At 59.5% G+C, this 19,824-nt stretch carries 27 protein-coding genes; 18 read left to right on the plus strand and 9 right to left on the minus strand.

Translation table 11 applies throughout. From position 1 onward, the window contains the following. Positions 1 to 101 precede the first annotated feature (101 nt). From J9870_RS05955 to recX, 13 genes are all read left to right on the plus strand, one after another. Positions 102 to 611, plus strand: a complete 510-nt coding sequence (locus tag J9870_RS05955) for a phage baseplate assembly protein (RefSeq protein ID WP_210643090.1) — start codon at positions 102 to 104, stop codon at positions 609 to 611. Then, positions 611 to 1,009, plus strand: a complete 399-nt coding sequence (locus J9870_RS05960; protein WP_210643091.1) for a phage GP46 family protein — start codon at positions 611 to 613, stop codon at positions 1,007 to 1,009. The genes J9870_RS05955 and J9870_RS05960 overlap by 1 nt, the downstream gene beginning before the upstream one ends. Beyond that, positions 999 to 2,039, plus strand: a complete 1,041-nt coding sequence (locus J9870_RS05965; protein ID WP_210643092.1) for a baseplate J/gp47 family protein — start codon at positions 999 to 1,001, stop codon at positions 2,037 to 2,039. Before J9870_RS05960 ends, J9870_RS05965 begins: the two co-directional genes overlap by 11 nt. Next, the gene (locus J9870_RS05970; protein ID WP_210643093.1) at positions 2,027 to 2,626 is read left to right on the plus strand and encodes a putative phage tail protein; all 600 of its coding nucleotides are present in this window, start codon (positions 2,027 to 2,029) and stop codon (positions 2,624 to 2,626) included. The genes J9870_RS05965 and J9870_RS05970 overlap by 13 nt, the downstream gene beginning before the upstream one ends. 10 nt (positions 2,627 to 2,636) lie before the next feature. Next, positions 2,637 to 3,731, plus strand: coding sequence for a phage tail protein (locus J9870_RS05975; RefSeq protein WP_210643094.1), 1,095 nt, complete (start codon positions 2,637 to 2,639; stop codon positions 3,729 to 3,731). 7 nt (positions 3,732 to 3,738) lie between these two features. After that, complete coding sequence (locus J9870_RS05980) at positions 3,739 to 4,299, plus strand: tail fiber assembly protein (RefSeq protein ID WP_210643095.1); 561 nt, start codon at positions 3,739 to 3,741, stop codon at positions 4,297 to 4,299. A gap of 111 nt (positions 4,300 to 4,410) precedes the next feature. Then, entirely contained in the window at positions 4,411 to 5,322 is a 912-nt protein-coding gene (locus J9870_RS05985; RefSeq protein WP_210643096.1) for a phage tail protein, read from the plus strand. 7 nt (positions 5,323 to 5,329) lie between these two features. After that, positions 5,330 to 5,770 carry a phage tail assembly chaperone gene (locus J9870_RS05990; protein ID WP_210643097.1) on the plus strand — a complete coding sequence of 147 codons (441 nt, stop codon included), beginning with the start codon at positions 5,330 to 5,332 and terminating at the stop codon, positions 5,768 to 5,770. A 22-nt stretch (positions 5,771 to 5,792) separates the two neighbouring features. After that, entirely contained in the window at positions 5,793 to 6,356 is a 564-nt protein-coding gene (locus tag J9870_RS05995) for a glycoside hydrolase family 19 protein (protein ID WP_210645119.1), read from the plus strand. Further along, entirely contained in the window at positions 6,338 to 6,874 is a 537-nt protein-coding gene (locus J9870_RS06000; RefSeq protein ID WP_210643098.1) for a lysis system i-spanin subunit Rz, read from the plus strand. Before J9870_RS05995 ends, J9870_RS06000 begins: the two co-directional genes overlap by 19 nt. Before the next feature lie 70 nt (positions 6,875 to 6,944). Beyond that, positions 6,945 to 7,445 (plus strand): CinA family protein, encoded by a 501-nt coding sequence (locus tag J9870_RS06005; protein WP_210643099.1) that lies wholly within the window; start codon positions 6,945 to 6,947, stop codon positions 7,443 to 7,445. An 83-nt stretch (positions 7,446 to 7,528) separates the two neighbouring features. Further along, positions 7,529 to 8,581, plus strand: a complete 1,053-nt coding sequence (gene recA, locus J9870_RS06010; protein WP_003198351.1) for a recombinase RecA — start codon at positions 7,529 to 7,531, stop codon at positions 8,579 to 8,581. An 8-nt stretch (positions 8,582 to 8,589) separates the two neighbouring features. Next, entirely contained in the window at positions 8,590 to 9,057 is a 468-nt protein-coding gene (gene recX, locus J9870_RS06015; RefSeq protein ID WP_210643100.1) for a recombination regulator RecX, read from the plus strand. 46 nt (positions 9,058 to 9,103) lie between these two features. On the opposite strand, the gene J9870_RS06020 is transcribed toward recX, so the two are convergent. Both J9870_RS06020 and J9870_RS06025 read right to left on the minus strand, forming a co-directional pair. After that, positions 9,104 to 10,222: a TIGR00730 family Rossman fold protein gene (locus tag J9870_RS06020; protein WP_210643101.1), complete on the minus strand. Its 1,119-nt coding sequence runs from the start codon at positions 10,220 to 10,222 to the stop codon at positions 9,104 to 9,106. 75 nt (positions 10,223 to 10,297) lie between these two features. Next, entirely contained in the window at positions 10,298 to 10,513 is a 216-nt protein-coding gene (locus tag J9870_RS06025; RefSeq protein WP_210643102.1) for a hypothetical protein, read from the minus strand. A 135-nt stretch (positions 10,514 to 10,648) separates the two neighbouring features. Between J9870_RS06025 and J9870_RS06030 the strand changes: the two genes are divergently transcribed. Continuing rightward, on the plus strand, positions 10,649 to 10,843 hold the full coding sequence (locus J9870_RS06030; protein ID WP_210643103.1) for a hypothetical protein: 195 nt from the start codon (positions 10,649 to 10,651) through the stop codon (positions 10,841 to 10,843). Here the strand turns inward: J9870_RS06030 and J9870_RS06035 are convergent, their stop codons facing one another. After that, complete coding sequence (locus tag J9870_RS06035; protein WP_210643104.1) at positions 10,844 to 11,266, minus strand: quorum-sensing-regulated virulence factor family protein; 423 nt, start codon at positions 11,264 to 11,266, stop codon at positions 10,844 to 10,846. A 182-nt stretch (positions 11,267 to 11,448) separates the two neighbouring features. Between J9870_RS06035 and J9870_RS06040 the strand changes: the two genes are divergently transcribed. The 3 genes from J9870_RS06040 (at position 11,449) to J9870_RS06050 (ending at position 13,497) form a co-directional block, all read left to right on the plus strand. Then, complete coding sequence (locus J9870_RS06040; RefSeq protein WP_210643105.1) at positions 11,449 to 12,195, plus strand: tRNA-uridine aminocarboxypropyltransferase; 747 nt, start codon at positions 11,449 to 11,451, stop codon at positions 12,193 to 12,195. Positions 12,196 to 12,409: 214 nt separating this feature from the next. Further along, a complete protein-coding gene (gene erdR, locus J9870_RS06045; protein ID WP_210643106.1) occupies positions 12,410 to 13,063 on the plus strand; it encodes a response regulator transcription factor ErdR in 654 nt (217 codons plus the stop codon). A 71-nt stretch (positions 13,064 to 13,134) separates the two neighbouring features. Continuing rightward, entirely contained in the window at positions 13,135 to 13,497 is a 363-nt protein-coding gene (locus tag J9870_RS06050; protein WP_210643107.1) for a diacylglycerol kinase, read from the plus strand. Between the two features lie 4 nt (positions 13,498 to 13,501). Here the strand turns inward: J9870_RS06050 and J9870_RS06055 are convergent, their stop codons facing one another. Further along, positions 13,502 to 14,428 carry a LysR family transcriptional regulator gene (locus tag J9870_RS06055; protein ID WP_210643108.1) on the minus strand — a complete coding sequence of 309 codons (927 nt, stop codon included), beginning with the start codon at positions 14,426 to 14,428 and terminating at the stop codon, positions 13,502 to 13,504. 122 nt (positions 14,429 to 14,550) lie between these two features. On the opposite strand from J9870_RS06055, the gene fpr reads away from it, so the two are divergent. Further along, positions 14,551 to 15,330, plus strand: a complete 780-nt coding sequence (gene fpr / locus J9870_RS06060) for a ferredoxin-NADP reductase (RefSeq protein WP_003198368.1) — start codon at positions 14,551 to 14,553, stop codon at positions 15,328 to 15,330. 203 nt (positions 15,331 to 15,533) lie between these two features. Here the strand turns inward: fpr and tsaA are convergent, their stop codons facing one another. From tsaA to rimO, 5 genes are all read right to left on the minus strand, one after another. Continuing rightward, a complete protein-coding gene (tsaA, locus tag J9870_RS06065; RefSeq protein ID WP_210643109.1) occupies positions 15,534 to 16,232 on the minus strand; it encodes a tRNA (N6-threonylcarbamoyladenosine(37)-N6)-methyltransferase TrmO in 699 nt (232 codons plus the stop codon). Positions 16,233 to 16,400: 168 nt separating this feature from the next. After that, positions 16,401 to 16,862, minus strand: a complete 462-nt coding sequence (locus J9870_RS06070) for a DUF1456 family protein (RefSeq protein ID WP_014336844.1) — start codon at positions 16,860 to 16,862, stop codon at positions 16,401 to 16,403. Positions 16,863 to 16,919: 57 nt separating this feature from the next. Beyond that, on the minus strand, positions 16,920 to 17,630 hold the full coding sequence (locus tag J9870_RS06075; RefSeq protein ID WP_210643110.1) for an rRNA pseudouridine synthase: 711 nt from the start codon (positions 17,628 to 17,630) through the stop codon (positions 16,920 to 16,922). An 82-nt stretch (positions 17,631 to 17,712) separates the two neighbouring features. Further along, entirely contained in the window at positions 17,713 to 18,186 is a 474-nt protein-coding gene (locus tag J9870_RS06080; RefSeq protein ID WP_210643111.1) for a GNAT family N-acetyltransferase, read from the minus strand. A gap of 177 nt (positions 18,187 to 18,363) precedes the next feature. Further along, on the minus strand, positions 18,364 to 19,704 hold the full coding sequence (rimO, locus tag J9870_RS06085) for a 30S ribosomal protein S12 methylthiotransferase RimO (protein ID WP_014336847.1): 1,341 nt from the start codon (positions 19,702 to 19,704) through the stop codon (positions 18,364 to 18,366). Between the last annotated feature and the right edge of the window lie 120 nt (positions 19,705 to 19,824).

Here is a 19,824-nt window from a genome sequence, read left to right on the forward strand (position 1 = left end):
AATCCTTGTGGGAGCGAGCTTGCTCGCGATGGCGGCAGCGCAGCCAATAGAGAGGTTGATCCGAACACTGCGTTCAAGTCCCCGATTCTCAAGGAAACCCAATGAGCCTACTGACCCGCCTCCTGGCGCGCGGCACCGTCGTGCTCGCCAATTCGGCCACCAAGTTGCAATCGCTGCAAATGCGCCTCACCGCCGGCGAAGTGAACGACGACATGGAGCACTTCGAACCCTACGGCTTCACCAGCAACCCACTGGCCGGTGCCGAGGGCATCGCCACGTTCCTGGGCGGTGACCGCTCCCATGCCGTGGTGCTGGTGGTCGCCGACCGTCGTTTCCGCCTCAAGGCCCTGGCCCCTGGCGAAGTGGCGATCTACACCGACGAGGGCGACAAGATCCACTTCAAGCGTGGCCGCGTCATCGACATCGACACCGCGACCCTGAACATTCGTGCCAGCAGCGCGGTGAACATCGACAGCCCGGTCATCAACCACACCGGCAAACTCGTTTCCCAGGGCGATCAGATCGCCGCCGGCATCAGCCAGATCAAGCATGTGCATGGTGGCGTACAGGCCGGCAACGCTCAGACCGCCGCGCCAACGGGAGGCCAGTGATGTTCATCAGCCAGAACCTTCACGCCGCGCTGACCCGCTCGGTGCTGATCAGCCTGTTCACCTGGCGCCGCGCTGCTGACGACGATGCGGTCGATGACGAGGAGCGTTTCGGCTGGTGGGGCGACACCTTCCCTACCGTCGCCGACGACCGCATCGGCTCGCGGCTGTGGCTGTTGCGCCGGGTCAAGCTGACCCGCCAGACCCAACTCGACGCCGAGTTCTACGCTCGCGAAGCCCTGCAATGGCTGATCGACGACGGCCACTGCCGCGCCATCGACATCATCAGCGAACGCCTCGACGCCCAGCGCTTGAATCTGCGCACAGTCCTGACCCTGGCCGATGGCGAGCGCCTGGACATCAACCCTGATAACAGTTGGCAGGTGACCTATGCCGTTTGAAACCCCTTCGCTGCCGGTGCTGATCAAACGCGCCCAAAGCGACCTGGCCAGCGATTCGCTGCGCCAGTCCGATGCCCAAGTGTTGGCCCGCACTCTTGGCGGCGCCGCCTATGGCCTGTGTGGCTACCTGGACTGGATCGCTGAGCAGATCCTGCCGGACAAGGCCGACGAATCGACCCTGGAACGCATCGCCGCCCTGCGCCTGAACCAGGCGCGCAAAGCGGCCCAGGTCGCCAGCGGCAGCGTCAGCTTCACTGCCTCAGCGGGTGCGGTGCTGGACGTCGACACGCTGCTGCAATCCAGCGATGGCCGGACCTACAAGGTGACCAGCGCCCGCACCACCAGCAACGGCCTGAACAGCACCACTATTGCCGCGCTGGACGCTGGCAGCCTGGGCAACGCCGACACCGGCCTGGTGCTGACGCCCGTTCAACCGATCCTCGGCATCGGCAGCAGCTTCACCGTGCTGGCCCCAGGGCTGACCGGCGGTGTCGCCCGGGAAAGCCTCGAATCCCTGCGAGCGAGGGTGATCCGTTCCTACCGCATCATCCCCCACGGCGGCTCGGCCCAGGACTATGAAACCTGGGCCCTGGAATGCCCCGGTATCACCCGCGCCTGGTGTCGCGGCAGCTATTTGGGCCCTGGCACCGTGGGCCTGTTCGTCATGCGTGACGACGACCCGCAGCCGATTCCCAATGCCGAGCAACTGGAGGAAGTCCGCGCCTATATCGAACCGCTACGCCCGGTGACCGCTGAGGTGCATGTGCTGGCGCCGACCCAGGTACCCGTGACCTACCGGTTGCGCATCACCCCGGACACCAGCGCCGTGCGCGCGGCCATCGAAGCCCAGCTGCGCGACTTGCATAACCGCGAAGCCGGCCTCGGCGAAACCTTGCTGCTGACCCACATCGCCGAAGCCATCAGCAGTGCTACCGGCGAAACCGATCACAAACTCACTGCGCCGAGCGCCGATGTGGTTGCGGCCAGCAATCAACTGCTGACCTTCGGGGGCTGCGTATGGCTGGAATAAGAACCGCCGAACAGTACCAGGCCCAACTGCGCAGCTTGCTGCCCAGCGGCCCGGCGTGGGACCCGGAGCGCGTGCCGGAACTGGACGAAGTGCTGGGAGGCATCGCCCAGGAACTGGCTCGCCTCGACGCCCGCGCCGCCGACCTGCTCCACGAAATGGACCCGGCGGGAGTGAGTGAGCTGGTGCCGGACTGGGAGCGGGTGATGAACCTGCCCGACCCGTGCCTAGGCGCCACACCGCTGTATGACGATCGCCGTTTGGCGGTGCGTCGGCGGTTGTTGGCAGTGGGCAGCCAGGCCATCGCCTATTACGTGGAAATCGCCAGGAGCCAGGGCTACCCCAACGCCACCATCACCGAGCTCAAGGCCCCCCGCATGGGCCGCGCCCGTTTCGGCGAGGCCCACTTCGGCACCTGGCAGGCGCAATTCATGTGGACCCTCAACACCGGCGGCCGGCTGCTGTTGGGGCGGCGGTTTGGTGCGAGCTATTGGGGGGAACGGTTTGGCGTCAATCCGGGATCGGCTCTGGAGTGCCTGATTCATCGCAGTGCACCGGCGCATACGCGGGTGCATATCAATTATGACTAAGGAGTAAAAGATGGATTATCCGAAGAGTGTGCCCAGCGCCGGATTGGTGAATGGGAAGTTCGTCGATGAAAACCCCGTTGAAGGCTCGCCGGGATCCCTGATCCCTGCTGTGTGGGGCAACAGCGTCACACAGGAAATTCTGGGGGTGATTTCTGGCGCCGACATGGCGCCATCCGAAGCGGACACCAATCAGCTTTTCAAGGCCGTTCAGAAGATTATCGGTACGACCACCCCTGTGCGTTCGGTCATCACGCGACTGGCCCTATCGAAAGCGCTGACGGCAAATGAGCTTGGTCTCGTATTGATTGACGCCACTGCTGGCGCCACTACGATCGGATTGCCCTCGTCCAACGTCGGACTGGGTGTTCAAGATGTCTTCATTCGGCGCCTGGACAACAGTGGTAATCGTCTTGTAGTTCAGGCCGCCGGCACGGATCGAATCAAGTTCCACACCCATCTTTCGGCCGCTGGTTATCCGTTTCTCATATTGATGGGCAGTGGTGACTGGTGGCATTTGCGCAGTGACGGTGCCGGAAGCTGGTGGCCGATAGGTCGGTTTGACAACACGCCTTTGGGGCGCCCGTTTTTTGAAACGACTATCCAACTGAGTCCGGGAGGTTACGGTGCGCTAAATGGCACAGTCATGAAGCGTGCTGAATGGCCTTGGCTCTGGGATCACGCTCAACAGTCCGGAATGCTCGGTACCGAGGCTACTCGGGAAGGCAATGAAGGCAAATGGAGTTCCGGTGATGGCGCACTCACGTTTCGTGCGCCGGAAGGGCGGGGGGAGTTCCTGCGAATCCTGGACGAAGGGCGCTCTGTGGATCCCGGACGGACGATGGGGACCTTTCAACCCGGCACTGTGCATTCCCTTGCGTTTGGGGCACAAGGCGCCGGTGCGATGGGATCGAGATGGTCCGATAGCCTTACCGGATTCGGTGTCAATACCCGCGAAGAAATCAAAGTCGTCGCAGACTTGGTAAACGGTGGTCCGATATTTCCTGTCGGGACCTCTTACCAGATGGATACGGCCAATACGTTGCTCTACTCCTTCAAGTCCCGCCCGCGCAACATCGCCTTTCCCGCGCGCATAAAACTAATCTGAGGTGTCTGTGTTTTATTATCTATTCGATAGAGCCGGCGCATTGTCCGGGCCCGTGGAGTTTTCCGTAACGCCGGGTATTGGCGTTCAGATCCCTAGCAATGCCGTCGAAATTTCCTTTGAGCTACCTTCGCCTGAAAAGGGCCGTACGTGGGCACTGGTGAATAACGTTCCTCGAGAAGTGGTTGATCATCGTGGTTTGGTTTATCGCAAGGAAGATGGCGGTCAGCAGAGCTGGAACGAACTTGGAGAGTTGCCGGCAGCATTCACAATTGAACCCTGGCCGGGCAACTACCATATCTGGAAAAACGATACCTGGCAGTTCGACGCTGAGTCACAGTTGAGCGACCTCAAGGCCCAGGTTTTGGTCCAGCGGGATGCTCTTCTTCGCGAAGCAGTTCTGCGTATAGCGCCCCTGCAATACGCCGAAGACATCGGCGATGCGAGCGACCAGGAACAACTGGCGCTGATGGAATGGAAGCTCTATAGCGTTGAATTGAATCGTATCCAGCATCAGGTCGGTTTTCCAATCGATATCAAGTGGCCTGCCATGCCTGAGCCTGCCACTTAAGCCACCTAGGGTAAGTCATCAAAACTTCCTTAATTTATCGTGCCACTGCGCATTAACGGTGAGGCTTTGTATCGCCTTCATTTTGATCGCAGGTCAGTCAGGAGCGAAAAGTTGGATTATCCAAAAAGTGTGCCCAGTGCAGGCCTGGTGAATGGCCGGTTCGTAGATGAAGATCCCTTGACAGGTACGCCGGGATCACTGATCCCCGCCAGTTGGGGTAATGGCGTCACGCAAGAGTTGCTTAATGTTATTCAAGCCGCCGGAATAGCGCCGTCGGAAGACATTTACAATCAATTGCTCATGGCTTTAAGGGGCAGTGGATTGTTCCTGACTGCCCCGCAATTCAATAATGATAAAGCCGTTGCGATCACGGAGTTTGTGGTTCGCAGTGGAGTGCAATATGCCGGGTTCAATGTTTATAGCAGCAGCGCCTCACTGACACTCTCGGATGTGGGGGGCGTTGTCAGTTTTGCTAGCAATACGCCGGTCACCGCCAAACTGCCGGTTACGACGGGAATCCTGCATGGCGCCACACTCAAGATTGTCAATGCAGGGACTGGAGTTGTAACTGTTTCGACGGTGTCCGCTGCTGATGTCCTAGGCGCGTCGAATGGAGCGCAGGGGCCGATCAGTATTGGATTTGGCGAGACAGCGGAGTTCATCAAAATCAATAGCCAATGGCGTTTGATAGGCGGAACCGTGGCGTTGAAGTATTCGGCCATGTCCTCGTCATCGTTGCAGCCCAATGGTTGGAAACGAATTCCCGATACTACGAGCCCAACAGGCTACGTCATCGAGCAATGGGGAGTTTCCTCCAGTGGCGCCGATGCCAACGGGGTTCTCGTAACGTTCCCGATGTCGTTCCCCAATGCGGTGAGGAATATTGTGGTGACGGACGGGGGACCCACCTGTGCTTCATTTGGAGTGTCCATCGGTTCGCTGAGCCAGTTCAGACTTTATGGGCGGGACTATAACGGAGCCTACTCAAATTGGACTGGGGTGTGGCGCGCGGTCGGCTATTGATAGAGGAATGAATATGTTGATTTTTTATGCTCCGTCCACGGGGGGCTTTTATAACTCCGTTGACCATTTTAAAAACTTTCCGGAGGATGCGATTGAAATCTCCGAGGAGGTCTACCGAGAGTTGTTTGCAGCGCCTTTTTTAAATAAATGTATCGAGCCGGACGTTAGGGGGCGACCGATGCTTTCGGATCTACCGGTTGATAGGTCTGCGCTACAAGTGGCCAGCGAAAAAAGTTGGCGTGATGCGCAGCTCTCCATTACCGACCGCCTGGTAATCCGGGATCGCGACGAAATGGATGACGGAGGCGCTACAACTCTGGACCAGACGCAATACACAGAACTCCAGGCTTATCGCCGTGACCTCAGGGACTGGCCGCAGGATGAGTTTTTCCCTGCTGCTGGACGTCGTCCAGTCGCGCCGCCCTGGCTGGCCAAGCACCTTCAATAACCCTGTTTTCGATGGTCTGAGTATGGATGTTACCCAACAGCAACTCATCAAAATCATGCCCAACGCCCGCTCCCATGCGGGCGTTTTTGTTTCCGCGCTTAACAACGCTATGGCCCGCCACCATATAGACACGCCTAAACGCATCGCCGCATTTCTAGCGCAGGTCGGCCATGAGTCCGGGCAGCTGCGCTATGTGCGCGAGCTCGGCGGTGATCAATATCTCAGCAAATACGACACAGGATCATTGGCCGCTCGCCTGGGCAATTCGCCCCAGGCCGACGGTGATGGTCAGAAGTATCGTGGTCGCGGACTGATTCAAATGACCGGCCACGACAACTATCTACGTTGCAGTCTTGGCCTGTTTGGTGATGACCGTCTGCTGGCGTTGCCGGAGCTGCTGGAGCAACCGCAATGGGCCGCGGAGTCCGCTGCATGGTTCTGGGAGCAAAACGGCTTGAACGAACTGGCCGACCGCGATCAGTTCAACACCATCACCCGCCGTATCAACGGCGGTTTGAACGGGTTGGAGGATCGCCTGCAACTCTGGGAACGGGCGAGGGCGGTGTTATGTCAGCCTTCGACCTGATGCCATTTTCTTCCCGCACCCTCGTTGTCCTGATGTTGCTGGCGCTGTTGGCGGGTGGCCCGGCGGCGCTGGCATGGCGGGTCCAGGATTGGCGTTATGGCCAACAACTGGCGCAACTGGCGCAGTCCCAGGCCACAACGCTGAATCAAATAACCCAGGCGACTGCCTTGCAACAAAAGGCCGAGCACGACAAACGCCTGGCCCTGGAGCAGCAACTCTCCACCAGCGAACAAACCCATTACCGAGCCTTGAGCGATGCCCAACGTGACCAGGATCGCCTGCGCGATCGCCTTGCTACTGCCGATGTCCGGCTGTCAGTCCTCCTCGACGCCGATGATGCTGCCGCCGGCTGTGCAGTGCCTGCCACCACCAGCGCCAGCGGCGTGGTTCATGGAGGCGCGAGAGCCCGACTTGACCCGGCGCATGCTCAACGAATTATCGCCATCACCGACGCCGGTGATCGCGGATTGATTGCCTTGCAGGCCTGTCAGGCCTATATCAGAGCGTTGGGTCGGTAATCCGGCGAGCCTTGCAAGCTTCGGCTGCTCGTGTACGGTAGGCCCCATTGCGTCGAATCAGGAGAGCATCATGGACGACATTACCGAACTGGCCGCTGAACTGGGCAGGCGTCTGCAGGTGCTCAATGCCCATGTGACCACGGCCGAGTCCTGCACCGGCGGCGGGATTGCCGAGGCAATCACCCGGATTCCCGGGAGTTCGGCCTGGTTCGAGGCCGGTTTCGTCACCTATTCCAATCGCCAGAAAACCCAGCAATTGAACGTGCCGGCCGAATTGTTCGAGACGGTGGGGGCGGTCAGCCGCGAGGTGGTCGAGGCCATGGTGCGCGGTGCCCAGCACAAGAGCCTGGCGCGTTTTGCCGTGGCAGTCAGCGGCGTGGCGGGGCCGGACGGTGGTTCGCCGAACAAACCGGTGGGCACGGTGTGGCTGGCCTGGGGCGTTGGCGAAACCGTCATCAGCGAGCAGCGATTCTTTCCGGGCAACCGCGACGAAGTCCGCCGACAAACGGTGAAGGCCGCGCTAGAGGGGCTGTTGCAGCATGCCGCTGGAGAAATCTCAAATCAGGGGTAGGCGATCCTCAATCGCTGTGGAATAATACTGGCTACTTATACAGGTGTTGGCCGTCAGGCCTTATTGATTACGTGAGGACTTTAATGGACGACAACAAGAAGAAAGCCTTGGCTGCGGCCTTGGGTCAGATCGAACGTCAATTCGGCAAGGGTGCCGTAATGCGTATGGGCGATCAGGACCGTCAGGCTATTCCTTCCATCTCCACCGGCTCCCTGGGCCTGGACATCGCACTCGGCATCGGCGGCCTGCCAAAAGGCCGTATCGTTGAAATCTACGGTCCTGAGTCGTCCGGTAAAACCACATTGACCTTGTCCGTGATCGCCCAGGCCCAAAAAGCCGGCGCGACCTGCGCCTTCGTCGACGCCGAACACGCTCTGGACCCGGAATACGCCGGTAAACTGGGGGTCAACGTCGATGACCTGCTGGTTTCCCAGCCGGACACCGGTGAGCAGGCCCTGGAAATCACCGACATGCTGGTGCGTTCCAATGCGGTTGACGTGATCATCGTCGACTCCGTGGCGGCGCTGGTACCCAAAGCTGAAATCGAAGGTGAAATGGGCGACATGCACGTGGGCCTCCAGGCTCGCCTGATGTCCCAGGCCCTGCGCAAGATCACCGGTAACATCAAGAACGCCAACTGCCTGGTGATCTTCATCAACCAGATCCGTATGAAGATCGGCGTGATGTTCGGCAGCCCGGAAACCACCACCGGTGGTAACGCGCTGAAGTTCTACGCCTCGGTCCGCCTGGACATCCGCCGTACTGGCGCGGTGAAAGAAGGTGATGAGGTTGTCGGCAGCGAAACCCGCGTCAAGGTCGTGAAGAACAAGGTGGCTTCGCCGTTCCGCCAGGCTGAGTTCCAGATTCTTTATGGCAAGGGCATCTACCTCAATGGCGAGATGATCGACCTGGGTGTGTTGCACGGTTTCGTCGAAAAATCCGGCGCCTGGTATGCCTACAACGGCACCAAGATCGGTCAGGGCAAGGCCAACTCGGCCAAGTTCCTGGCGGACAACCCGGAAGTTGCTGCGGCCCTCGAGAAGCAATTGCGCGACAAGCTGCTGAGCCCAGTGGCAGACGTCAAGTCGGTGGCCAATCGCGAGACTGCAGACGACCTGGCTGACGCTGACATCTGATTGATTCGATGACCGTCGTACTCGATACCCTCGTCGCGGTGCGACGAACCGCGATGGACCTGCTCGCCAGGCGCGAGCACGGTCGGGTCGAGCTGACGCGTAAGTTGCGTCAGCGCGGTGCTCCCGATGAGTTGATCGACACGGCTCTCGACCGTTTGACGGAAGAGGGCCTGTTATCGGAAGCCCGCTACCTTGAGAGTTTTGTCTCTTATCGGGCCCGCTCCGGTTATGGTCCGTTACGAATTCGTGAGGAACTCGGCCAACGGGGCTTGCAACGCCCGGATATCGAACTGGCCCTGCGCGAAAGTGGTATCGATTGGCAGGAGCAACTGGCAGACACCTGGCGTCGCAAATTCTCAGGGCATTTGCCCATCGATGCACGAGAGCGTGCCAAGCAAGGGCGTTTCCTGGCGTATCGAGGGTACTCCATGGAAATGATCAACCGTTTGTTCAGCGGCCGCAGTATGGATGATTGAACAAAAACGGCCCGCTATTTCGATAGCGGGCCGTTTTTTTATGGTCTCAGGTTACCTTGATCGGCTCCCAGCTGAGGGGGCGGGGTTCGGGTGTGGGCTGGGCCCAGTTTTCCGGCAGGTTGATGTAGTCCACCAGTTCCCTCAGGCGACCGTGATCGCGGGCGTTGAAGGTAAACGCCAGTCGGGTCAAATGACTGAACTGGGCTTCGTCGTGCTCCTCGCCACTGTAGTCATGTTGATGAAAACAGTCGCTCAGGCAGAGGTCGGCAAATGCCACCTGCATCTGCTGCAGCGCCTGTTCATTGAGCTTGTGATTCATACGGATCACGAACTGGTGCTTGAGCCAGCGGCTGGAGTGGAAATTGCGGTAGAACTGGTTGATCTCTTCCACGGCCTCTTCGGCGTTGTACACCAGGCGCATCAGTTTCATGTCTGTGGGCAGGATGTAGCGGTTTTCCTCCAACTGCTCGCGGATGAAGTTCAGGGCGCCTTGCCAGAACTTGCCCCCAGGGACGTCCAGCAATACCACAGGTACCAGAGGGCTCTTGCCGGTTTGTACCAGCGTCAGGACTTCCAACGCTTCGTCAAGGGTGCCAAAACCACCGGGGCAGAGCACCAGTGCGTCGGCCTCCTTGACGAAGAACAGTTTGCGGGTGAAGAAAAAGTGGAACGGCAGCAGGTTCGGCGTGCCTTCGACGGTCGGGTTTGCGTGCTGTTCGAAGGGTAGGGTGATATTGAACCCAAGGCTGTGCTCCCGTCCCGCACCTTCATGAGCTGCAGCCATGATGCCACCGCCGGCGCCGGTGATGACCATCATGTCCGAACGGGCCAGGGCCGCCCCCAGCTCTCGAGCCAAGCCATACAGTGGGTGTTCGATGGGGGTGCGGGCCGAGCCGAAGACTGTGACCTTGCGTCGGCCCTTGAACTGTTCGAGCGTGCGGAACGCATGTTCCAGTTCCCGCAGTGCCTGCAGGGTGATCTTGGCATTCCAGCGATTGTGGTCTTCCTGGGCCATGCGCAGCACGGTCAGGATCATGTCACGGTAGATGGGGAGGTTGGGGCTGTTGGGGGAGACCAGGTTGAGTTGCTCTTCGACCTTGCGTGTGAGGTCGTGGCCATGGTTCTCAAAATGACGACTGAGCAGGTCATTCGGTTTATAAGGCATTCAACTTCTCCTTCTTAACAGAACCCCGGCCCGAACGAGAGATTCGTCGGGGCCACGACACTCCATGTGTCGTTGTCATGGACGTTCGACTTGGCTCGACGCGGTCTGCAGCAAAGCGATCAAGCCATCCAACAGGTTCCGTTTTTCCCTTGGATAAAAAACAACCACACGGCAAGGTGCTGGCAGGGCAGCCTCGTTCTGCCCGATGACAAAAGATACTTCTGAATCTAGCTGATCTTCGCAGTCTTGATCATGGCGCTCAAAAGTGACCGTTGGCAACCGCTGAAACATCCCACCGCTCGTCAGATTAGCGACTGGCTACGTGCCGCTCTGATTTACTGATAACAAGCGTGCCAATGCAATTCGGCGTTCAGGGCTGGGCGCCACGCGATGGACTGATGTGGATAGGGCATGGAGGCGGGAGAGATGAACAGGGTAACTCTGGAACTCGACAGGCAGTTATACCTGACGTTGTTGGAAGCGGCTCAGGCCAATCAGGTAAGTCTTGAAGAGGAATGCTGCCGACGGCTGGAAGGCCGGACCTGGCGCTCGCGTTATTTGCAGGCGCTGGTGGCGGAACTGCGCGCCGACGATGAGCAGCGGCGCGCACGCTCGGGTTGATTACTTCTTGGTCTTGGCCGGTTTCGGGCAGTCCGATTCCTGGAAGCGTTCGGTCGCGACCGGACGGTTGGTTTTAACTTCGGTGAACTCGTAGCGCATGGTTGCGCCCTTGGCCATCAGCTTGCGGAAGCCTGGATTGGTGCACACCGTGGAGCCCAACTGAAAATACACGGCCTTGGGGTCAGCGCGCATTTTCTGGGCATGGCTGCTTTGTACGCTCAGGTGATTGATCAGCTCGGTGCCTTCGACGGTATAACCCTGGTCGAGAATGTCTTCATTGATCGCCCGTGGCGTACCAATGCTGCTTTGCGTGGCCACGTTCTGCAACATCTTGTTCAGTTCGAGTTCTTTCAGCGAGGCAGCCTGAGCGCTGAGGGACGTCGCCAGCAACACGGCAACGGTAGGGACGATAAGGCGCAGCATGAAACTCTCCTGGTTCAGTGACTGGTGGTTCGACCGATCACATGACTGTGCGTTCAGTGGCGGGAAATTATAGGGGAGCCTGGGCGAGCGGTACAGGCTTGCAGGCTCTGGTAGACTGCCGGCATTCATTGCCTTGCCCGAGTGTTGTTTGTGAGTTTTCCTGTCTGTCGGCGTCGCCCACGATGAAACATGCCCCTAACGCCGTAGCTCGCCTGCGCGACCAGCGCATCGATGAAGGTATCAAGCCGATCCAGGCCCGTGGCTGGCGTGCGCCCCGTTGCAGCGCTTGCCGGGTGATCGAAAGCCATTGCCTGTGCGCCTGGCGACCGAGCGTCGAGACCCGTTCCGGGGTTTGCCTGATCATGACCAACAAGGAAGTGTTCAAGCCGAGCAACACCGGTTGGCTGATTGCCGACGTGGTGCGCGACAATCACGCGTTCATCTGGTCGCGTACCGAAGTCGACGAGCAACTGCTGGCGCTGCTCAATGACCCGCAATGGCAGCCGTACCTGGTGTTTCCCGGTGAATACGTCGAGCCGTCGCGGGTCACCCACACAGTCGATCTCGAGCATGGCAAGCGTCCGCTGTTCATTCTACTGGACGCGACCTGGACGGAGGCGCGCAAGATTTTCCGCAAAAGCCCGTACTTTGATCGCTTGCCGATCCTCAGCCTGCTGCCCGACAAGCTGTCGCGCTATCGCTTGCGCCGTTCTACCCGCAGTGAGCACCTGTGCACCGCCGAAGTGGCGGCGTTGTGTCTGGAGCTGGCAGGGGACAGCGACGCGGCCTCGGCCCTGGATGCCTATTTCGATGTGTTCAGCCAGCACTACCTGGGCGCCAAATGCCAGCAGGAGCTGAATGTATCGACCCCGGCTCACGCCGAGTTGCAACCCTTTATCCGTAAGGCGCACGCAGTATTGGCCCAATAGTGGCCCATACTGCACACGGTACCGGCCGTGCTGCTTGACCACCCCGGCTTCGCTGGGCATGCTTGGCGCCGACCAGGGTGCGGCCCAAGTTTGAGACGCTGTGTTTGGCGTTGAACCTGCCCCTGTGGATATCGCTGTTTGGCGGTGTCTTGAGTTGTTTTGGCGAGGCGCGAATGCATCGGGCCTGCCATTAAAAAACAGGATCATTTTAAAAATGGCCACATACGAAATCCTGATTGCCGATGACCACCCGCTCTTTCGCAGCGCGTTGCGTCAGGCAGTGACCCTGGGCCTGGGCCCGGATGTCCGGCTGACGGAGGTGGCCAGTATCGCGGAGCTGGAAGCCCGCTTGACCGAAAAGGCCGACTGGGACCTGGTACTGCTGGACTTGAACATGCCGGGTGCATACGGTTTTTCAGGATTGGTGCTGTTACGTGGCCAATATCCGCAGATCCCCGTGGTGATGGTTTCGGCCCAGGAAGAAGCTTCGGTGATGGTCAAGGCCCGCGAATTTGGCGCCAGTGGATTCATTCCTAAATCCAGCTCCTTGGAAAATATCCAGCAGGCGGTGAAAACCGTGCTCAATGGCGACGTATCCTGGCCGCCCCAGGCGTTCGAAGCGGTCAGCGTATCCGCGGAAGCCAAGGCCGCCAGCGAAGGCCTGGCCAGCCTCACGCCGCAGCAGTTCCGGGTGTTGACCATGGTCTGCGAAGGCTTGCTGAACAAGCAGATCGCCTACGAGCTGAACGTTTCGGAAGCCACCATCAAGGCCCATGTCACGGCGATTTTTCGTAAGCTGAATGTGCGAACCCGGACCCAGGCGGCCTTGCTGTTGCAACAACTTGAGTCAATTTCACCGCAGCCTTAGTGCGTTTGTTCACGCTTTTTTGACTGGGTTTGAATTAGCTTCTCCACTCCTTTCGATCAGTTGCCTACTCTATGTCACCTTTTAAAGGCCAAACCGGCCTGAAACGCATCCTCAATGCCTCTGGCTATTCCTTGGACGGGCTGCGTGCCGCTTTTGTCGGCGAAGCAGCGTTCCGCCAGCTGGTCCTGCTCAACGTTGTCCTGGTTCCGTTGTCGTTCTTTCTGAATGTCAGCCGTGTCGAGCAGGCGCTGCTGATTGCGGTCTGCCTGCTGGCGCTGATCGTGGAGTTGCTCAACTCGGCGGTGGAGGCGGCTATCGACCGCATCTCCCTGGAATTGCACCCATTGTCGAAAAACGCCAAGGACATGGGCAGTGCTGCCCAACTCGTCGCCCTGACGATGATTGCGTTGGTGTGGGGCGTGATTTTGCTTTAACCCATCAGGCTATGGCCGGCAGCACGATTTCGTCGCTGCGCTGCACCCCGGCGGTGAAGGCTCGGCACAGTTCGAGGAATTCGCGCATGGCCGATGTCTGATATTTCTGTTTATGCCAGATGAAATAAAACTGCCGCGCCAGGTCCATGTCCGGGGTTTCCACCGCGACAAGGCTGCCGCGGCGGAAGGCGTCGCGCAGGGCCAGGCGTGAGATGCAGCCGATCCCCAAGCCCGACTCCACGGCTCGCTTGATGGCTTCGGTGTGTTCCAGCTCCAGGCGGATGTTCAGCGCGCTGCGATGGTGGCGCATGGCTTGGTCGAAGGTCAGGCGTGTGCCGGAACCTTGTTCCCGGAGAATCCACGCTTCATGAGTCAGTTCCTCCATGGTCGCGTGGCCGCGCTTGGCCAGCGGGTGTTGCGGTGCGCAGAACACCACCAGTTCGTCCTCGACCCAGCTTTGCACCTCGATGTCTGGATGGCTGCAGTCACCTTCGATTAGACCCAGATCAATTTCATAGTGGGCAACCTGGTGCACGATATTGGCAGTGTTCTGCACGTGCAGCTTCACTTGGCTTTCCGGATGGCGCTGCATGAAGCCGCCGATCAACAGGGTCGCCAGGTAATTGCCGATGGTCAGCGTGGCTCCGACCGCCAGTGAGCCGAAACCGGACTTGCCATTGAGCAGGTCTTCGATCTCCTTGGCCTGGTCCAGCAGCGCCACGGCCTGGGGCAACAGCTGTTTGCCCAGGGCGTTGAGGCTCAGGCGTTTGCCGGCGCGGTCGAACAACTGGCAACTGGATTGGCGCTCCAGTTCGGTGATGGAGGTGCTGGCGGCCGACTGTGACAGATTGAGCAGGCCCGCAGCACGGGACACACTCTCTTGCTGAGCGACGGCGACGAAGACTTGAAGTTGACGGAGAGTAAATCGCATATCGATATAACCGATAACCCTTATCTTAATAATCCATTTAACAGATATTGTCGCCGCCATTAGAATGCGATGCAATTGCGCAAATTAACGACGCAGGCATCATTCCCCAGGAGTCACCGTACATGAGCAACATGAACCACGAGCGTGTCCTCAGTGTTCATCACTGGAACGACACTCTGTTCAGCTTCAAGTGCACCCGCGATCCGGGCCTGCGCTTTGAGAACGGCCAGTTCGTGATGATCGGCCTGCAACAGCCCAACGGCCGCCCGCTCATGCGCGCTTACTCGATTGCCAGCCCGAACTGGGAAGAGCATCTGGAGTTCTTCAGCATCAAGGTACCTGACGGTCCGCTGACTTCCCAGTTGCAACACCTGAAGGAAGGCGACGAGATCATCATCAGCAAGAAGCCTACAGGCACGCTGGTGTTGGACGACCTCAAGCCTGGCAAGCATTTGTACCTGCTCAGCACCGGCACCGGCCTGGCGCCGTTCATGAGCGTTATCCAGGATCCGGAAACCTACGAGCGTTTCGAAAAAGTGATCCTGTGCCACGGCGTGCGTTACGTCAACGAAGTCGCCTACCGCGAATTCATCACCGAGCACTTGCCGCAGAACGAGTTCTTCGGCGAAGCGCTGCGTGAAAAGCTGATCTACTACCCGACCGTGACACGCGAACCGTTCGAGAACGAAGGTCGCCTGACCGACCTGATGCGCAGCGGCAAGCTGTTCCGCGACATCGGCCTGCCGCCGATCAACCCGCAGGACGACCGCGCCATGTTGTGCGGCAGCCCGAGCATGCTCGACGAGACCAGCGAAGTGCTCAACAGCTTCGGCCTGACCGTTTCGCCGCGTATGCGTGAGCCGGGTGACTACCTGATCGAGCGGGCGTTTGTAGAGAAGTAAGCTGTATTTGTGGCGACTGATAGATCGCCATCGCGAGCAAGCTCACTCCCACAGGGTTTGTATTCAGTCATATCTTGTGAGCAACCCAGATCAAGTGTGGGAGCGAGCTTGCTCGCGATGGCAGCGACTCGATCCAACAGTTAGCCCACAAAAAAGCCCGCGCCGCCTGATGAAGGCCGCGCGGGCTTTTTCGTTTCCGGGTTTTATTTAACCGCAGGAACGACTTCCAACACCCGGATCAACCCCGGCTGCGGGTAATGCCAGCGAACGTCCAGGTCCCAGAACTGCGCGCCATATTCTCGCTCGGCTGTAGGAGTCTGGTACGCCGGGCGTGGGTCTTGGGCCAGGCATTGTTCAATCAGCGCCACCAAGGGCTCTTGCAGGCGCGAGGCGTGCTCTTGGGCTTGCAGCAGGGCGGTATCCGCCCATTGCACAGGGATCAGCTCAGGCGCGGCACTGGCGATGTTGTTGGACGCCGAATCGATGATGTCGGCGTAGGGGACGTAGGGCTTGATGTCCAGCACAGGCGTGCCATCCAGCAAATCGATGCCCGAGATCCACAGGCGTGCGGCTTCGACCCGTTCCAGCTTCACCACCGACTGGCCGATGCCGTTGGGACGGTGGGTGGCGCGGGTGGCGAATACCCCCATGGACTTATTGCCGCCCAGGCGCGGCGGACGGACTTTCAAGCGTGGCTTGTCTTCCAGGGCCTGATGGAACAGAAATAGCAGCCAGATGTGACTGACCTGCTCCAACCCCTGTACCGCATCACCCTGGTCGAACGGCGCCACCAGTTCCAGCACGCCGCGCGCGGCCGGGGCCAGTTGCGGTTGGCGGGGGATGGCGAACTTCTCCTTGAAGCAGGAGCGAACGAAGCCGATGGGGGAGACGTTGTAGGTCATGGGTTGGGATCGAAAAGAGGTAGATGGGATGATAGTAGATCGATCGTCCCCCACGCTCTGCGTGGGAGCGCCTCTAGTGACGCTCCGCGTTACGCTTTTGGGGACTCGGAGCGTCCCAGGCTGCGTTCCCACGCAGAGCGTGGGAACGATCAGGGCGACCAGGGAAAGTCAGCCGCGCACGCGCAGCGTCAGGCCCTTGAGGAAGTTGCGCAGCAACTGGTCGCCACACGGGCGGTAGTTGGTATGCCCGAATTTGCGGAACAGCGCGCTCAGTTCCGGCTTGGACACCGGGAATTCGGCGGCCTTGAGAATGGCGTGCATGTCGTCTTCCTTCAACTCGAAGGCCACCCGCAGCTTCTTGAGGATGATGTTGTTGGTCACTGGCACTTCGATCGGCTGCGGCGGACGGCTTTCGTCCTTGCCACGCTTGAAGATCACCAGGCCATCGAGAAAATGCGCCATGACCTCGTCAGGACAGAACACGAAGCCTTCTTCCTCGTCCTTCTTGAGGTAGCCCGTCAGGTCCGCCAGAGAGACGTCCAGGCCACCCAGCTTGATGATCTCGATGACTTTCTTGTCGCTGATGTCGAGCATGTAGCGCACGCTGCGCAGTACGTCGTTGTGAATCATGTGTGCAATCCTGATCAATCGGCAATGGGCGCCCCAGCTCGGTGCGGCGCCGGAAAATTAGAATTTCTCTTTGGTGGACAGGTAGCGCCACTGGCCCAGCGGCACCTTGCCGATGGACACGCCGCCGATGCGAATGCGGCGAATGGCGACCACCTTGAGGCCGACCGCCTGGCAAAACAGCGCGATTACGCCCGGTTGCGGGTTTTTCATGGCAAAGCGCAAGCGGTTCTCGTTCTGCCAGCTGGCCTTGACCGCTGGCAGCTCCTTGCCCTTGTAGGTCAGGCCATGGTTCAGGCGGTTGAGACCATGGGCGACCATTTCGCCTTCAACTTCGACCACGTATTCCTGCTCGATCTTGGCGGCGTCGGCGGTGAGCTTGCGCAAGATCTTCCAGTCCTGGGTGAACACCAGCAGCCCGCTGGCGTTGGCCTGCAAGTCGGCACTGGCGGTCAGGCGCAGGAAGTGGCCCTTGAGCGGTCGCTTGCCGAAGCGGTGTTCGTCGCTCAGGGTCTGTGGCCCAAGGGAGGCCATCGCGGTGTCCACATCCATGCCCGCCGGGACGTTCAGCAGGAGAGTCACCGGCTCCGGTGCTGTGGCCTTGGCCTCGGGGTCGAGTTCGACTTTCTGGGTAGTGACCTTGAACTGCGGTTCATCGATCACTTCGCCATCCACGGTGACCCAGCCGCCCTCAATGAACAACTCAGCCTCCCGACGGGAACAGCCGACGAGTTCGATGAGGCGTTTGGAGAGACGAATCGGGTCAGTCATGACAGGGCCGTAACAAAAAGAGGGTGGGCATTGTACCTGCCTGGCGCCGGTTAATCGCGGGTCCATTTGCCTCGTGTGGCTTTTAGCCGCGTCGGGCCTTCAGGTCGGGCTGTTTGTAGCGCATGTGCAACAGGGGGTAAGGCTGGTTCATGCCGTCCCGCGCCGAACGCCCAACCACTTCGAACCCCTGCTTGAGGTAGAAACCCAGGGCCTGTGGGTTCTGTTCGTTGACGTCCAGTTGATCGGCATTCAGGTGTTCCATGGCGTAGCGCAGCAGTTGCTTGCCCAGGCCCTGGCCACGGTGTTGCGGGTCAATGAACAGCATCTCGATCTTGCCGGCCGCGACGCCGGCGAAACCGGTGATCCGCTGGCGAGTGTCGCGGGTGCAAATGAGCATCACCGCATCGAGGTAACGGTTGAGCACGAGGTTTTTCAGCAGCTCGATATAGCTGTCCGGCAGAAAGTCGTGGGTGGCCCGCACCGAAGCCTCCCAGACGCGGGTCAGTTCCTGGTAATCGCTGGATTTCGGTGTGTGGATGACCGAATGCTGGCGCATGTCCGCCTGTTCCTTGTGCTGAATATCTCCATACGATAGCCGTAAAAAAGCCCCGCATCTTGTCGCAAGGCAGGGCTTTTTAATTTTTCGAGGTGGGCGAGTTAATGGCTGTAAGCACGGAACTGTGGCGAGGGGATAAATCCCCTCGCCACAAAGAGCGGCTGTGGCATGTCCAGATCAACCGATCTGTTCAGCCCACAAATCGTACTCGTCGGCGTCGGTCACTTTGCACCAGACCTTGTCGCCCGGCTTGAGGTTGCTGCCGTTGTCGATGAACACGTTGCCGTCGATTTCCGGGGCGTCGAAGAAGCAACGACCCACGGCGCCTTGCTCGTCCACTTCATCCACCAGCACTTCGATTTCGCGGCCGATGCGCATTTGCAGGCGAGCCGAGCTGATGGCTTGCTGGTGCGCCATGAAGCGCTCCCAACGGTCCTGCTTGACGTCGTCCGGCACCACGTCCAGGTCCAGGTCGTTGGCCGGTGCGCCTTCGACAGGGGAGTACTGGAAGCAGCCGACGCGGTCGAGCTGGGCTTCGGTCAGCCAATCCAACAGGTACTGGAAGTCTTCTTCGGTTTCACCGGGGAAGCCAACGATGAAGGTCGAACGGATGATCAGGTCCGGGCAGATTTCACGCCAGTTCTTGATGCGGGCCAGGGTCTTGTCTTCGAACGCCGGGCGCTTCATGGCCTTGAGGACCTTCGGGCTGGCGTGCTGGAACGGGATGTCCAGGTACGGCAGGATCTTGCCAGCGGCCATCAGTGGGATCAGTTCGTCGACATGCGGGTACGGGTAGACGTAATGCAGGCGGACCCAGACGCCGAGGGTGCTGAGGGCCTCGCACAGTTCGGTCATGCGGGTTTTCACCGGCGCGCCGTTCCAGAAACCGGTGCGGTATTTCACGTCGACGCCATAGGCGCTGGTGTCCTGGGAGATCACCAGCAGTTCCTTGACACCGGCCTTGACCAGGCGCTGGGCCTCGTCGAGCACATCGCCCACCGGGCGGCTTACCAGTTTGCCGCGCATCGACGGGATGATGCAGAAGCTGCAGCTGTGGTTGCAGCCTTCGGAAATCTTCAGGTAGGCGTAGTGGCGCGGGGTCAGCTTGATACCTTGTGGCGGCACCAGGTCGATCAGCGGGTTGTGGTCCTGACGCGGTGGCACCACCTCGTGCACGGCGTTGACCACCTGTTCGTACTGCTGCGGACCGGTCACGGACAATACGCTGGGGTGCACGTTGCGGATGTTGCCTTCTTCCACACCCATGCAGCCGGTGACGATGACCTTGCCGTTTTCCTTGATGGCTTCGCCGATCACTTCCAGGGACTCGGCCTTGGCCGAATCGATGAAGCCACAGGTGTTGACCACCACCACGTCGGCGTCCTGATAGGTGGACACAACGTCATAGCCTTCCATGCGCAGTTGGGTCAGGATGCGCTCGGAGTCGACCAGAGCCTTCGGGCAACCCAGGGATACGAAGCCAACCTTCGGATTGGCTGGCGCGGTAGTGGTGGACATGTCTAACCTCGGTGTAAGGGGGATCGTCTCTTGCCGAGACAGGGCGCCTGGCGCGCCTCTGATCAAAAAGTGCGCAATTCTATCTGTGGCTGGGCTGCTTGACCAGCTTTATACCGGGAA

Origin of the sequence: Pseudomonas sp. Tri1 (assembly GCF_017968885.1) — a bacterium.
Taxonomy (GTDB): Bacteria; Pseudomonadota; Gammaproteobacteria; order Pseudomonadales; family Pseudomonadaceae; genus Aquipseudomonas.

Coding starts and splice junctions, on each gene's coding strand:
- J9870_RS05960 (WP_210643091.1), top strand. CDS start 611: ATGTTCATCAGCCAGAACCTTCACGCCGCGCTGACCCGCTCGGTGCTG.
- J9870_RS06055 (WP_210643108.1), bottom strand. CDS start 14,428: ATGCGATTTACTCTCCGTCAACTTCAAGTCTTCGTCGCCGTCGCTCAG.
- erdR (WP_210643106.1), top strand. CDS start 12,410: ATGGCCACATACGAAATCCTGATTGCCGATGACCACCCGCTCTTTCGC.
- rimO (WP_014336847.1), bottom strand. CDS start 19,704: ATGTCCACCACTACCGCGCCAGCCAATCCGAAGGTTGGCTTCGTATCC.
- J9870_RS06005 (WP_210643099.1), top strand. CDS start 6,945: ATGGACGACATTACCGAACTGGCCGCTGAACTGGGCAGGCGTCTGCAG.
- J9870_RS06040 (WP_210643105.1), top strand. CDS start 11,449: ATGAAACATGCCCCTAACGCCGTAGCTCGCCTGCGCGACCAGCGCATC.
- J9870_RS06070 (WP_014336844.1), bottom strand. CDS start 16,862: ATGATTCACAACGACGTACTGCGCAGCGTGCGCTACATGCTCGACATC.
- J9870_RS05975 (WP_210643094.1), top strand. CDS start 2,637: ATGGATTATCCGAAGAGTGTGCCCAGCGCCGGATTGGTGAATGGGAAG.
- J9870_RS06020 (WP_210643101.1), bottom strand. CDS start 10,222: ATGCCTTATAAACCGAATGACCTGCTCAGTCGTCATTTTGAGAACCAT.
- J9870_RS05995 (WP_210645119.1), top strand. CDS start 5,793: ATGGATGTTACCCAACAGCAACTCATCAAAATCATGCCCAACGCCCGC.
- J9870_RS06080 (WP_210643111.1), bottom strand. CDS start 18,186: ATGCGCCAGCATTCGGTCATCCACACACCGAAATCCAGCGATTACCAG.
- J9870_RS05970 (WP_210643093.1), top strand. CDS start 2,027: ATGGCTGGAATAAGAACCGCCGAACAGTACCAGGCCCAACTGCGCAGC.
- J9870_RS05955 (WP_210643090.1), top strand. CDS start 102: ATGAGCCTACTGACCCGCCTCCTGGCGCGCGGCACCGTCGTGCTCGCC.
- tsaA (WP_210643109.1), bottom strand. CDS start 16,232: ATGACCTACAACGTCTCCCCCATCGGCTTCGTTCGCTCCTGCTTCAAG.
- J9870_RS06000 (WP_210643098.1), top strand. CDS start 6,338: ATGTCAGCCTTCGACCTGATGCCATTTTCTTCCCGCACCCTCGTTGTC.
- J9870_RS05990 (WP_210643097.1), top strand. CDS start 5,330: ATGAATATGTTGATTTTTTATGCTCCGTCCACGGGGGGCTTTTATAAC.
- recX (WP_210643100.1), top strand. CDS start 8,590: ATGACCGTCGTACTCGATACCCTCGTCGCGGTGCGACGAACCGCGATG.
- J9870_RS06050 (WP_210643107.1), top strand. CDS start 13,135: ATGTCACCTTTTAAAGGCCAAACCGGCCTGAAACGCATCCTCAATGCC.
- J9870_RS06035 (WP_210643104.1), bottom strand. CDS start 11,266: ATGCTGCGCCTTATCGTCCCTACCGTTGCCGTGTTGCTGGCGACGTCC.
- J9870_RS06025 (WP_210643102.1), bottom strand. CDS start 10,513: ATGTTTCAGCGGTTGCCAACGGTCACTTTTGAGCGCCATGATCAAGAC.
- J9870_RS06075 (WP_210643110.1), bottom strand. CDS start 17,630: ATGACTGACCCGATTCGTCTCTCCAAACGCCTCATCGAACTCGTCGGC.
- J9870_RS06030 (WP_210643103.1), top strand. CDS start 10,649: ATGAACAGGGTAACTCTGGAACTCGACAGGCAGTTATACCTGACGTTG.
- recA (WP_003198351.1), top strand. CDS start 7,529: ATGGACGACAACAAGAAGAAAGCCTTGGCTGCGGCCTTGGGTCAGATC.
- J9870_RS05965 (WP_210643092.1), top strand. CDS start 999: ATGCCGTTTGAAACCCCTTCGCTGCCGGTGCTGATCAAACGCGCCCAA.
- fpr (WP_003198368.1), top strand. CDS start 14,551: ATGAGCAACATGAACCACGAGCGTGTCCTCAGTGTTCATCACTGGAAC.